13 protein-coding genes are annotated in these 12,809 nt (G+C 68.4%); 3 read left to right on the top strand and 10 right to left on the bottom strand.

Annotation, left to right across the window (positions count from 1 at the left end; translation table 11 throughout):
• Positions 1–8 precede the first annotated feature (8 nt).
• The 8 genes from VHC63_05710 to rapZ are packed head-to-tail and all read right to left on the bottom strand — an operon-like array spanning position 9 to position 8,068.
• On the bottom strand, positions 9–1,709 hold the full coding sequence (locus VHC63_05710) for an ABC transporter substrate-binding protein (protein HVV36081.1): 1,701 nt from the start codon (positions 1,707–1,709) through the stop codon (positions 9–11).
• Between the two features lie 56 nt (positions 1,710–1,765).
• Positions 1,766–3,118, bottom strand: coding sequence for an ABC transporter substrate-binding protein (locus VHC63_05705; GenBank protein ID HVV36080.1), 1,353 nt, complete (start codon positions 3,116–3,118; stop codon positions 1,766–1,768).
• 4 nt (positions 3,119–3,122) lie between these two features.
• Complete coding sequence (gene secG, locus VHC63_05700) at positions 3,123–3,371, bottom strand: preprotein translocase subunit SecG (GenBank protein HVV36079.1); 249 nt, start codon at positions 3,369–3,371, stop codon at positions 3,123–3,125.
• Between the two features lie 11 nt (positions 3,372–3,382).
• Positions 3,383–4,153: a triose-phosphate isomerase gene (gene tpiA / locus VHC63_05695; protein HVV36078.1), complete on the bottom strand. Its 771-nt coding sequence runs from the start codon at positions 4,151–4,153 to the stop codon at positions 3,383–3,385.
• Complete coding sequence (locus VHC63_05690; protein HVV36077.1) at positions 4,146–5,267, bottom strand: phosphoglycerate kinase; 1,122 nt, start codon at positions 5,265–5,267, stop codon at positions 4,146–4,148. Before VHC63_05690 ends, tpiA begins: the two co-directional genes overlap by 8 nt.
• A 5-nt stretch (positions 5,268–5,272) precedes the next feature.
• Positions 5,273–6,283 (bottom strand): type I glyceraldehyde-3-phosphate dehydrogenase, encoded by a 1,011-nt coding sequence (gap, locus tag VHC63_05685; protein HVV36076.1) that lies wholly within the window; start codon positions 6,281–6,283, stop codon positions 5,273–5,275.
• A 34-nt stretch (positions 6,284–6,317) separates the two neighbouring features.
• Positions 6,318–7,214 (bottom strand): gluconeogenesis factor YvcK family protein, encoded by an 897-nt coding sequence (locus VHC63_05680; GenBank protein HVV36075.1) that lies wholly within the window; start codon positions 7,212–7,214, stop codon positions 6,318–6,320.
• Positions 7,211–8,068, bottom strand: a complete 858-nt coding sequence (gene rapZ, locus VHC63_05675; GenBank protein HVV36074.1) for an RNase adapter RapZ — start codon at positions 8,066–8,068, stop codon at positions 7,211–7,213. Before rapZ ends, VHC63_05680 begins: the two co-directional genes overlap by 4 nt.
• Before the next feature lie 135 nt (positions 8,069–8,203).
• Between rapZ and VHC63_05670 the strand changes: the two genes are divergently transcribed.
• On the top strand, positions 8,204–9,169 hold the full coding sequence (locus tag VHC63_05670; GenBank protein HVV36073.1) for a type IV toxin-antitoxin system AbiEi family antitoxin domain-containing protein: 966 nt from the start codon (positions 8,204–8,206) through the stop codon (positions 9,167–9,169).
• On the opposite strand, the gene VHC63_05665 is transcribed toward VHC63_05670, so the two are convergent.
• Positions 9,139–9,885, bottom strand: a complete 747-nt coding sequence (locus tag VHC63_05665; protein ID HVV36072.1) for a class I SAM-dependent methyltransferase — start codon at positions 9,883–9,885, stop codon at positions 9,139–9,141. The genes VHC63_05670 and VHC63_05665 overlap by 31 nt on opposite strands.
• A 55-nt stretch (positions 9,886–9,940) precedes the next feature.
• Between VHC63_05665 and VHC63_05660 the strand changes: the two genes are divergently transcribed.
• The gene (locus VHC63_05660) at positions 9,941–10,261 is read left to right on the top strand and encodes a hypothetical protein (protein ID HVV36071.1); all 321 of its coding nucleotides are present in this window, start codon (positions 9,941–9,943) and stop codon (positions 10,259–10,261) included.
• Positions 10,262–10,561: 300 nt separating this feature from the next.
• On the top strand, positions 10,562–11,077 hold the full coding sequence (locus VHC63_05655; protein ID HVV36070.1) for a DinB family protein: 516 nt from the start codon (positions 10,562–10,564) through the stop codon (positions 11,075–11,077).
• A 7-nt stretch (positions 11,078–11,084) separates the two neighbouring features.
• Here the strand turns inward: VHC63_05655 and uvrC are convergent.
• Positions 11,085–12,809, bottom strand: a 1,725-nt coding sequence (gene uvrC, locus VHC63_05650; GenBank protein ID HVV36069.1) for an excinuclease ABC subunit UvrC, incomplete at its 5' end; no start/stop codon positions are given.

Below are 12,809 nucleotides of genomic sequence, written 5' to 3'. Positions count from 1 at the left end.
CCTGTTCGCTAGCTCTTGACGCCCCAAGTATTCATGTTCCAGAACGGACCCTGAAGGGCGTTGTCCTCGACGTGGCCGACGATCTTCGTCGAGTCCCACAGCAGAATCGTAGGCAGCGGGTCGATCGGGATGCTGATGACGTTGTCGGCCGAGATCTTGCTCGCGGCCTTGCCCGCCGCCGCAAGGTCGCTGTCGTTCAACGCCTGGTCGGTCTTGGTGAGTTGCTCGTCGAGGCTCGGGATGTTCGTGCGGGTGTAGTTGTTGCCGCCGGACTGCCCGATCGGGCTCATGTTCTTCGAGCAGAACAGGTTGCACGTGCTCGCCTGCAGCGACGTGAGCACCTGGGCGTAGATGGCGGCCTGGAAGTCGCCCTTGGGGAGCGCCTGTCCGAAGAGGTCGCCCGCCTTCAGGTTGTCGACCTGCATGTCCATACCGGCGGCCTTGAACTGCGTCTGCAGAATCTGCTCCGTGGTCTCACGTCGCTTGTTGCCGGCCGTAGTGCGCACCTTGAACGAGAGCTTCTGGCCGTTCTTGGCCCAGATGCCGTCGCTGCCCTTAGCCCAGCCGTCGGCGGTCAGCAGCGAGTTCACCTTGTCGAGGTTGAGCGTGTACTTCGCGTACGCCTGGGCGTCGGTGAACTCGTTCACGATCGGACCATTCAGGTCTTGCAGTGGTTGCTTCACGCCGAGGCCGCCGAAGAGTCGCTGGACGATCGCGGCGCGGTCGAGCGCGTAGGCCGCGGCCTGGCGCACCGCCACGTCGTTGAACGGGAACACGCCGTTGTTGAGCCACAGCGCCTCGAAGTTGCCCGTCTTGGACGCGATGTCCTTGCTGACGCCCGGCAGCCCCGCGTTGATCTGGTCAACCGCGTCGAGCTGCGGCTGCGGCCAGATCATCGACGTCTGCTTCGACTTGAACGCCGTGAACTCCGCCGACGTGTCGGCCTGGACCTTGAAGATCACCTTGTCGAGGTTCGGCTTGGGTCCCCAGTACTTCGGATTCGGCACCAGCGTGATGTGGTCGGTCTTGACCCAACCGGCGGCGCCGCCCTCCAACATCCACGGACCACCGGACCAGGCGTAGCCGTCCTTGGTCTCCGCGTCGCGGTCCTTGCCCTGGAGGATGTGGCTCGGCCAGATCCCGTAGTTGGCGGTGAAGAGGTTTTTCCAGTCCGAGAACGTCTTGCCCTGCTTGAAGGTGACGACGGCGGTGTGGGGATCGGAGTCGTCAACGCCCTGGATCAGGTCGTAGCCCGTCTTGTCGTACACGTCGGTGCCGTTGGCGATCTGATCCCACGTGTACTTGAAGTCCGACGACGAGATGGCGACGCCGTCGCTCCACACGGCCTTCGGGTTGATCTTGTACGTGATCTTCTGGACCGGCGAGGTCTCGAGCTTCGGCTCTTCGCTGAGCACGAGCGCGTTGTACTTGTACGAGTAGTTGCCCGACGAGTCGCGCGGGAAGACGAAGGCGGACGGAATCGTCTGCTCCTTCACCATGTAGTCGCCCCACGTCGATCCCGAACAACTCGCGATGAAGTCCAGGCAGTCAGGCTCTTGTTCGGCACCGATGACGAGGGTGCCGCCCTTGGGAACGTTGGCGTTCGTGGTGGTCGTGGCGGCGTTGTTCTTGTTGTTGTTGCCGCATGCCGTCGCGAACATCGCAATGCTCGCCAGTAGGGCAACGGGTACGACGCTGCGTGCTCTCACGCGGGTCCTCCTAATGTCGTGGTAACCAGGACGTGCTACCCACTCACACAGAATCTCTAACGCGTCCAGTGCCATTTAGCAACGTTCCATGCGGGACCGTTGACGTCGAACCCGTTCTCGGTGACGCCATCGAGGCCGTCGCGCACGGCGGCGACCGGCACTTCCCGCCACAGCGGTAGGTCATAGGCCTGGTCGACCAGTTCGGCCCGCAACGACCTCGCGGCGCCGGCGTCGCCGCTGTCGGCCGCTTGAGCGAGCGTGGCGTCGACGGTGGCGTAACGGCACGCCCAGCACACCGCCGGCAGCGTCGGTTCCAAGCGGAACAACACGTCGTAGTCGGCGGCGGCGTAGGAGCCGAGGACGCGGTCGAAGTCGGCAGCGCGCACGTCGAAGTCGAAGCCGGCTTTGTGCGCCGTGCGTTGCATCGCGTGCAGCAGCACGCCGGCCGGCGCCGACTCGTCCGGAAGGGCGAACGCCGGCGTTGTCTTGAACTCCGGCGTGGCCGCGTCGGCGGACGTAGCCGGCCCGAGCGAGGCGGCTTCGTCGTGCAGGAGCACGTCGGTGAAGCGCGGCCCGTTGGCGTAATGGAAGAGGAACCGGCGCTGCGCCAGGTCGAGGCGCGTCGGGTTGGCGACGAACGCCGCGGTCCAGCCGCCTTTGGCCGCGTTGCCCTCGATGACGTGGGCGCCCTTGATCCGCTCGAGGCGCGCCGTGCGACCGGTGAACGCCGGCGGCGCGATCACGTCGAGGTCGCCGCGTTCCAGCAAGCGCGCCGCGATCTCGGCGTCGGGCGTCAGCACGAGATGCACCTCTGAGATCGCGGGCGGGCTACCGAAGTACGTGGCGTTGGCGACGAGCACGGTCTCGAGACCGGGCGTGACCGTCTGCACCTTGTACGGCCCGCCGTAGACGCCATCCGCCGGAGGGGTGACGGTGTCGAGGCCCGACCACAGCCGGCGCCACCCGGGTAGCGGCCGGAAGAAGTGCACGACGATCGTGCCGTCTCGTGTTGGGTCGTCGACGGCGCTGACGAAGCGGCCGTCGATACTGCGGCGCAGGTCGGCGGCCGTGATCGGCGAACCGTCGGACCATTTCGCCGGCCGGAGTCGGAAGCGGGCGCTCGTCGCTCCGGAATCCGTCTTGTCGGTGCCGGCCTTCACCAGGCTCGGCGCCCACCGGCCGGCGGGCGTCGCCTTGAACAACTGCGGGTAGACGAGTTCCCGCACCCCCACGCCGCCGTAGGTAGCGGCCTTCGGGTCGGGCGCGGTCCACACGCCGATGCGGACGGGCTTGCTCGCGGCCGTCGTGCTCGTCGACGAGGCGCCATGTTTGCCCGAAGACCCGGTGCAGGCGCCGAGGCCCAGCGCCACAAGAAGTGCCAGCGCGACGAGCGCGCGGCGGGCGGGCACCGCGCTACTGCATACGGAGGGCGAGGATGAGCGTGGTGAAGCCGAACGCAAGCGCCGCCGCCACCGTGATGCGGTCGAGGTTGCGCTCGACCACGGTGGAACCCGCGGCGACTGAACCCATCCCGCCGAACATGTCGGACAGGCCGCCGCCGCGGCCGCTGTGGAGCAGGATCAGCACGATCAGCAGCAGCGACACGATGACGTGGATCACGATGATCCCCGCGGTCAGGGTCAGGAGGTTGACGGCCAGCACGGGCGGAGAGATTAGTAGCTGACGATGGCGGCGAAGTCATCGGGGTCGAGGCTGGCCCCACCCACGAGCGCGCCGTCGATGTCCGGGCACGCCATCAGTTCTTTGATGTTGCCCGGCTTCACCGACCCGCCGTACTGCACCCGCACACCGGCCGCCGCCTCGGCACCGGCCACTTCGGCCACCACCGTGCGCACGACCTTGCACATCGCCTGGGCATCCTCGGAGGTGGCCGTCTGCCCGGTACCGATCGCCCAGATCGGTTCGTAGGCGATGACGAGGCGCGCGACGTCGGCCGGCGACACCCCGGCGAGGCCGGCGCGCACCTGCCCGTCGACCTTGGCCTCGGCGTTGCCCGCTTCGCGCTCTTCGAGTGTTTCGCCGCAGCACATGATCGGCGTCATGCCGTGCTTGAGTATCGACTTCACCTTGAGGTTGACCATCTCGTCGGTCTCACCGAAGAGTTCACGGCGCTCCGAGTGACCGCAGATGACGAGCTGCACGTTGAGCTTGGCGAGGAACTGCGGGCTGACCTCACCGGTGAAGGCGCCCCTGTCCTCCCAGTGGCAGTGCTGGGCGCCGAGCAGGATGCTCATGTTGTCGACGTCGATCAGCGTTTGCAGGGCGCGCAGGTCGGTGAAGGGTGGGTGGACCGACACGTCGACGTTCTTGTAGACGTCGGTGTCGAGGCGGAAGTTGAGCTTCTGGATGACCCGGATCGCTTCGAGGTGATCGTGGTGCATCTTCCAGTTGCCGCTGATGAGGGGTTTGCGGGCGTCAGGCATGCGGGTGCACTCCATTCCTCAGTGCCTTCAACCCGGGCAGGTCGCCCTGCTCGATCAGTTCGAGCGAGGCACCGCCGCCCGTCGAGATGTGGTCGATGTACTTGGCGAGGCCGAACTGGGCAACAGCCGCCGCCGAGTCGCCGCCACCGATGACGGTGAAGGCGCGCTCGGCATCGGCGCACGCCTGCGCCACCGCGCGCGTGCCCATAGCGAAGCGTTCGTCCTCGAACACGCCCATCGGCCCGTTCCACAACACCGTGCGGGCCGACGCGACGACGTCGGCGAAGATCGCGCCGCTGTAGGGACCGATGTCCATGCCCTTCCAGCCGTCGGGCAGGTCGACGCCGAGCGTCGCCGTCTGCGTGCCGTCGGGGCTCAGCGCGATCACGTCTTCGGGCAACACGATGTTCTGGCCCGACGCCAGCAACTGCTTGCACGTCTCGATCTGCTCGGGCTGGAGCAGGGAGTCGCCGACCTTGTGACCCTGCGCGGCGAGGAAGGTGAAGCACATGCCGCCGCCGATGACGAGCGTGTCGACCTTGGCGAGCAGCGCGTTGATGACGCCGAGCTTGTCGCTGACCTTCGACCCGCCGAGGATGGCGACGAACGGCTTGGCCGGCTTGTCGAGCAGGCCACCGAGCACGTCGACCTCCTTCGCCAGCAGGCGACCAGCGGCGCTCGGCAGGAACCTGGGCGGTCCGACGATGCTGGCGTGCGCGCGATGCGACGCGCCGAACGCGTCGTTCACGTAGGCGTCCATGCCGTCGATCAGCGTGTCGACGAACGCCGGGTCGTTGCCCTCCTCGCCGGCGTCGAACCGCAAGTTCTCGAGCAGCTTCACGTCGGGCGCCAACTCCTTGAGCCGCGCCCGCACCGGCGCGACGGAATACTTCGGGTCGGGCAGACCCTTGGGGCGGCCGAAGTGGGTGCAGGCGGTGACATCGGCGCCGTGCTGCGTCAGGTAGGTGAGGGTGGGCAGCGCGGCGCGGATGCGCAGGTCGTCAGTGATGACGCCGTCGTGCACGGGCACGTTGAAGTCGCATCGGACGAGCACGCGCCGGCCCGATACGTCCCCAAGGTCTTCGAGGACGGGAACCCCGTCCGCCGGATTCACGGCTGCTACTTGCCGGCGGTGATGCGCACCAGGTCGACGAGGCGGTTGGAGTAACCCCACTCGTTGTCGTACCAGCCGAGGACCTTCACGAGGTTGCCCATCACCATGGTGAGGGGGGCGTCGAAGGTGCAGCTGGCGGGCGACCCGACGATGTCGGAGCTGACGATCGGCTCCTCGCTGTAGACGAGGACGTTGGCCAGCGGGCCCTTGTCGGCGGCGACGCGGAAGGCGTCGTTCACCTCTTCCTTGGTGACGTCGCGGTTGAGGATGGCGGTGAAGTCGGTGATCGAACCGTCGGGCACGGGCACGCGCAGCGACGTGCCGTCGAGCTTGCCCTTCATCGCTTCGAGGACGAGGGCGGTGGCGCGGGCGGCGCCGGTCGAACTCGGGATGATGTTGACGGCAGCGGCGCGGGCTTCACGCAGGTCCTTGCTCGGACCGTCGACGAGCGCTTGCGTGCCGGTATAGGCGTGAACGGTCGTCATGAGGCCGCGCTCGACGCCGAACGCGTCGTCGAGCACCTTCACCATCGGCACGAAGCAGTTGGTGGTGCACGACGCGTTCGAGATGACCTTGTGGGTGTTGCGGTCGAACGTGTCGTCGTTGACGCCGACCACGAACGTGGCGTCGGCGCCGGCGCTCGGGGCGCTGACGATGACGAGGGGCGCGCCGCCTTCGAGGTGGGCCGCCGCCTGCTCACGCGAGCTGAACACGCCGGTCGACTCGATGACGACGTCGACGCCGAGGTCGCCCCACGGAATCTTCGCGGGGTCGCGCTCGCCGAGGATCTTGAGGGTCTCGCCGTTGAGCTTGATGCCCTCGTCGACGACCTCGACTTCGGCGCCTTCCCAGCGACCGAGCACGGTGTCGTGCGTCAGCAGGTGCGCGGCGAGATTCGTCGGCGTGAACGGGTCGTTGGCGGCCACGAACTCGAAGTCGGCGCCCGTCTGCTTGGCCGCCCGGAAGAAGTTGCGGCCGATGCGGCCGAACCCGTTGATGCCGACACGAATTGCCATATCTGTTCGAACTCCTTGGAGTGGTTGTCTGTTCCTATCCGACCAGATCGGCGAGGGCCTTCGCCAGTTGGGCGGGGTCATGGGCCGGTACGTCGAAGCGGGCGAGGGGTTTGCGGACGAGGTGCAGGTGGGGCGGCAGGGGCCCGTCGGCCATCGTGGTGTTCTCGTCGACCACCACCACGTCGGGGTTGACACCGTGGTCGGCGAGGGCGCCGATGTGGTCAGCGAGCGTCAGGCCCGCCGTGCTGCGCACCCCGCGCAGGTTCGCCACGAAAATCGTGCGCGCCGCCGCGGTGTGCAGGGCCTGGTGGATGTCGGGGACGGCGAGGACGGCCAGCACGCTGGTGTGCAGCGAGCCCGGGCCGATGACGATCTGGTCGGCCGCGGCGATGGCGTCGATCACCGCGGTGGGCGCGTAGGGCGTCGGGGGGTCGAGCCGCACGCTGCGGATCGACTGGGCGTGGTCGACTTCGACCTGGCCGCGCACTTCGGTGCCGTCGGCGAGGTCGGCCACGAGGTCGACGGGTTCGACGGTGGCCGGCAGGACGTCGCCGTGAGCGCCGAGGAGACGGGCGGTCTCGGCGAGGGCGGCCACGAAGTTGCCCGTCGCCGCGGTCAGCCCGGCGATGACGAGGTTGCCGAGCGGGTGGCCGTCGAGGTCGCCGGCGTCGAAGCGGTGCTCGAAGGCGCGGGCGAACAGCGACTCGTCGTCGGCGAGGGCGTGCAGGCAGTGACGCAGGTCGCCCGGCGCCGGGATGCCGAGGTCGTGACGGAGGCGGCCGCTGCTCCCCCCGTCGTCGGCGACGGAGACGACCGCGGTGATCCGGCCGGCATACGCCCGCGCCGCCCGCAGCGTGGTGGCGAGGCCGTGACCGCCGCCGAGGGCGACGACGTGCGGGCCGTCGGGGCGCTCGTCTTCAGTACGCGTCATGTCTTCTTCGAGACGTCGCGGTGGCTGATGTTGGCGTCGTAGCCGTGCGCCTCGATCATCTCGTGGAGTGCGTTGGCGATGGCGACCGAGCGGTGGCGCCCGCCGGTGCAGCCGACCGCGATGGTGAGGTACGCCTTGCCTTCCTCGACGTAGGCCGGCAGGAGGAGTTCCAAGAGATCGTCGATCTTCTCGAGGAACTCCTTGGCGGCGGGTTGGCCGAGGACGTAGTCGCGCACGTCGACGTCGAGGCCCGTGTGGGGGCGCAACTCGGGGATCCAGTGCGGGTTCGGGAGGAAGCGGCAGTCGAACACGAGGTCGGCGTCGCGGGGCAAGCCGTGGGAGTACCCGAAGGAGACGACGGCGATGCGCAGTCCGACCTCGGGTCGGGAGTGGTCGCTGAAGAGGTCGAGGATGCGGTCGCGCAGCTGGTGGACGTTGAGCTCGCTGGTGTCGACAACCACGTCGGCCAGCTGGCGGACCGGCGCCAGCAGCGCCCGCTCGACGGCGATGGCGCCTTCGACGCCTTCACCCTCGATCGGGTGTCGCCGTCTCGTGCCTTCGTACCGGCGGACGAGCACGTCGTCGGCGGCGTCGAGGTAGAGGACGCGCACGGGGGTGCCGGTGGAGCGCAGGTCGCGGATGGCGTCGTCGAGCCCGCCGAGTTCGGTCCCGCTGCGGCCGACGACGAGCGCGATGCGGTCCGTCCCGCCCGGGCGGGCGACGAGGTCGACCACACGGCCGGCCAACTCCGGCGGCAGGTTGTCGACCACGAACCACCCGGCGTCTTCGAACACGGCAGCCGCCGTCGACCGCCCCGCCCCCGACATCCCTGCGACCACGACAAGTTCGCCCACTACATCCCAGTGTTACACCCCCCTGCTTTACTCACCGACAACCCCTTCCCCTCCGGGCCAGCGCACCGTCACAACTGCCCAAAGAGCGACCTCTTGCGAACTCTTTGGGCTCTGGCGGTCGCCTGGAGACCACAGATGCCCAAAGAGGTGGAGATGGATTGGGAGGCCGAGTCACGACTGCTCGCCATTGCGGCGATGCAGCTCGGGCTGTTCACGGTGACGCAGGCGCTCGATGCTGGCGTCAGTCGCAGAACGCTGCGGACGCGGATCGGGCAGGGCGCGTGGCGACGCTTTCGCCGCGGGGTGTTCGTGGTCGAGGGCCATCCGTCGACGCCCGCGCAGGCACACATGGCAGCAGTGTTGGCGACTGGTGTCGACGGCACGCGGTCATCGCATCGGGCTGGCGCCTGGCTCTGGGCCATGACGCCGTATGAGCAGACTCCGGAGGTCACGATCCCGGCCGATGTGCGGCTGCGCTGGAGGGACGTTCGGGTTCACCGCACGCAGACACCGTTGCTGCCAGCCGAGGTCCGCAAGGGCGTTCCGGTTACGACGGCGGCGGAAACGCTCCTCGACCTCGGAGCGGTGATGAGCCTGCAGAAGGTCCAACTCGCGCTCGATCGCGGGATCGCCAACCGGGTCGTGACGCCGATGTCGGCGCTGGCCGAGCTCGAACGCCGAGGCAAGATGGGAGTGCGCGGCACCGCCGCACTCCGCCATCTTCTCGACGATGCGGGCATCACCGGCAGCCATCCTCCGTCGGTGCTCGAAGCGAAGATGCGTCGCTTGATCGACAAAGCCGGCTTACCGCAGCCGCGGTGTGAACTCATCGTTGGCGAGCACGGCGAGTACAGGCTCGACTTCTCCTGGCCCGACCTCCTGTTGGCCGTTGAGGTCGAAGGTTGGCTGTACCACTCCTCGCTCGCCGCCTTTCAGGCGAACAAGACCCGACGGAACCGTCTCTCCGTCGCCGGCTACCTCATCGTCGAATACACCTGGGCGCACGTGACCCGGACGCCCGCCGGTGTCGTCGCCGAACTGAAGAAGGCGTACGCCGGGCGGGTGCGGGCTTACGCGGACGGTTTGTCGGCGCGCAGGTAGAGGAGGCGGGGGATGTCGGCGGCGTCGCGGTATTCGTCCGCGATGGCGAGGAAGCCGTCGGGTGGTGCGGGCTCGAGCATGCGGCCGAGGACGAGGCCGGCGTCGATGAGGGCGTTCACGTACACCGACAGCGGCCGGTGCACGAACGGCAGGTGCACGCCGGGGTGGATCTCCTCGACCGAGTGGTCCTCGACCAGGTACGGGCCGATGCGCCAGTACTGCTCGTCGAGGTCGACGTCGATCACCCAGCCCGAGCCCGGCGTCTGCAGCAGCGGGTGGTTGAGGAAGAAGCAGAACCGGCCGCCCGGCGCAAGGACGCGCGCGACTTCTTCGATCGCGGCGCGGGCGTTGTCGATGTGCTCGAACACGAGACAGGCGACAACGGCGTCGAAGGACGCGTCACGGAACGGCAGCGGTTCGGCGAAGGACCGCGCGTAGTGCGCTCCCCCGCCCCGCAACGCCGCCTCGACGATCTGCGAGCGCGTCGGATCGACGCCGACGGCGAGAGTCGCCCCGCAATCGGCGACCGCCAGCCGGGCGATCTGCCCCTCACCGCAGCCGACGTCGAGCACCCGGGCGCGCCCGGCCAGTTCGGCGCGCGCCAACGGCAGGATCTGCTCCTCGTACTCGGGGTCGGCGCCTTCGGTGAATCCCGACTGCCACCAGTCCGTCGCGCTTTCCCATAAGACGAGGCCTTCGTCGGATTCGTCGGGCACGCCGCCAATCTACGGTTCGGCCTCATTCCACCACGCCTTCCACCGATTGGAATCCGTGGCCGACCATGCTCGTTCGCGTCGCCTCGTGGCCGGCTCGACACTCGTGGCGGCGCTCGTTGCCGTCGCGCTGACGGTGGGCGTCGCCACTCCCCGGCACGCCGCGCACTTCTGCGCCGGCGGCGGCGCGGCGGGACCCATGGCGGCCACACCCAAAGCCGCAGTGCTCGCCTACGTCGGCGACTCAGCGAAGGACTGGGTGCGCCAAGACAACGGCAGCTTCGCGGGCGTTCGGTTTGCTCCGAAAGGCAACCCGTGTGGAGTGACCGTCGAGAAGACGGACGGTGGCTGGCGGGTCACCGAGAACGCTGGTCTCTAGCGAGACAAAACGGGAGTGTGTCAGGGAGCGTGGGGGGCCCGCCTGGCTCTTGTCGGCGCCAGCTCGAGGCACGCGACCAGAGCTTGGGCTGCGGCCGCGTGGGCTTGAGCCACGGCTGCCACCGCCATGACGTACTCGGGCTCATGGCCCCCGACGTGAAGGCTGTCGGCGTTGTCCGCGCACTCGGCGGCCGCCTCGACGTGGGCGAGAGCTAGCTCGATCATTGATTTCTTCGACAAGGGCACGTCTGACCCTACCGAGAGGGCTGACCGGCACGCGGCGGGATCTACGGTTCTGATCGTGGTCCACGAAACCTGCGACGCCTGTGGCTTCGACGGCGCCATGTACACCGACGCCGCGCTCGTCGAGGCCATCGCCGCGCTCGGGCCGCAGTGGCGCGCCCTGCTCGACTCCGCCGGCGATCACCTGCGTACCCGGCCCGCGCCCGAAGTGTGGTCGGCGCTGGAGTACGCGGCGCACAGCCGGGACATCACCGCCCTGCACGTCTTCGGCGTCGAGTTCGCGTTGAGCACCGAGAACGCCACGGTCCCGCCCATCGACGGCGACGCCATGATCGCCGAGGCGGCCGCCACCTACGGCGCCGCGGAGGTGGCCGACGTCGCGGCCGCCCTGGCGCGTGAGACCACGGCGCTGTCGGCGCTGGCGGCCGACAACATCGACAGCTGGGATCGCACCCTCACCGTCGGCGACGCCACCAACACCGTGCGCTGGATGCTCGAGCACGCGCTGCACGACTCGACCCATCACCTCGACGACGTCGCCCGCGGCCTCGCCGAGCTGCGCGCCCGCGCGTAGGCCGCGGCTACCCGCGCGGGTGCAGCTTGTCGTAGACGGCGTCGGCGACGGCGTCGGGCAGGAACGACAGCGCGCCCAGTTCCTCACGCGTGGCGTTCTGCACGGCGCGCACGCCGCCCATCACGTCGACGAGTCGCTTCTTGCGCGCCGGCCCGAGCCCGGCGATGTCGTCGAGCACCGACTTGGTCATGCGCTTGTTGCGCAACTGGCGGTGGTACTGGATGGCGAAGCGGTGCGCCTCGTCGCGCACGCGCTGCAACAGGTACAGCGCCTCGGACTGACGGGGAATGCGGATCGGCTCGCTCTGGCCGGGCACGAACACTTCCTCGAACTGCTTGGCCAGTGAGGCGACGGGGATCTCGTCGTCGAGGCCGAGTTCTTCGAGCACGCGCACGGCGACGCCCAACTGCCCCTTGCCCCCGTCGACCAGCAGTAGCTGGGGCGGATACGCGAACTTCTGCCCCTTCTCCAGCGGTCGGCGGCGCTCGGCCAGCAGCGCGTTGAAGCGACGGGTCAGCACCTCTTCCATCGCCGCGTAGTCGTCGTTCTGGCCGACCTGCTTCACCTTGAAGCGCCGGTACTCGGCTTTGCGCGGCAGGGCGTCTTCGAGCACCACCATCGAGCCGACGTAGTCGGATCCCTGGATGTGGCTCATGTCGAAGCATTCGATGCGCAGCGGCGACTCGGGCAGCTGCAAGTAGTCCTGCAACTGGTTGAGCGCCTCGGCCCGCGAGTTGTAGTCCGAGGCCCGCTTGATGCGGCTGCGCTGGAACTCGTCGGCCGCGTTGCGGGTGACGGTCTCCTGCAACGCCCGCTTGTCGCCGCGCTGGGGCACGCGAATGGTGACGGGTCCCTCGCGCAGCGCGCCGAGCCACGCGGTGTACAGGTCGGGGTCGTCGGGCATCGTGGGCACGAGCAACTGGCGCGGCACACCCAGCGGCGGCGGGTCGTAGTACAGCTGCTCGATCACGCGTCCGACGAGGTCACCCGGCGTGAGGTCTTCGACCTTGTCCACCATGATCCCCTTGCGCCCCACGACGCGCCCCCGCCGCACGTAGAACACCTGCACCGCCGCTTCGAGTTCGTCGTCCGCGATGCCGATCACGTCGAAATCCTCGGGCGTGGCCGTGACGATCTGCTGCTTGGCGATCGCCTTGTTGACCGCCGCGAGCCGGTCGCGCAGGCGGGCGGCGCGCTCGTACTCCTGCTTGTCGGAGGCTTCGAGCATCGCCAGCTCGAGACGCTTGGTGACGGGATCGGTGTCGCCGTCGAGGAACTGGATCAGCTCCTTGACCATGGTGGCGTACGCCTCGCCCGTAACCTCGCCGACGCACGGACCCGAGCACTGCTCGATGTGGAACAGCAGGCACGGCCGCCCCGAACGATGGTGGCGGGTGAACTTGTTGTCCGAACAGGTGCGGATCGGGAACGTGCGCAGCAGCAGGTCGAGCGTCTCGCGGATGGCGTAGGCCTGCCCGTAGGGACCGAAGTACTTCACGCCCTTGCGCCGGGCGCCGCGCATGACCATCGCCCGCGGCCACTCCTGGTCAAGCGTGATGGCGAGGTAGGGATACGACTTGTCGTCGCGCAGGCGCACGTTGAACCGCGGCTGGTAGCGCTGGATGAGCGAGAACTCGAGCAGCAGCGCCTCGACTTCGGTGTCGACCTGGATCCACTCGACCGACGTGGCCGCCCGCACCATCTGCGCCGTGCGGGGATGCATGAGCGCCGG

This window comes from Acidimicrobiales bacterium, assembly GCA_035546775.1.
GTDB lineage: Bacteria > Actinomycetota > Acidimicrobiia > Acidimicrobiales > JACCXE01 > JACCXE01.
The sequence above is the reverse complement of the archived record's forward strand: the minus strand, read 5'-3'. Positions and strand labels throughout refer to the sequence as shown.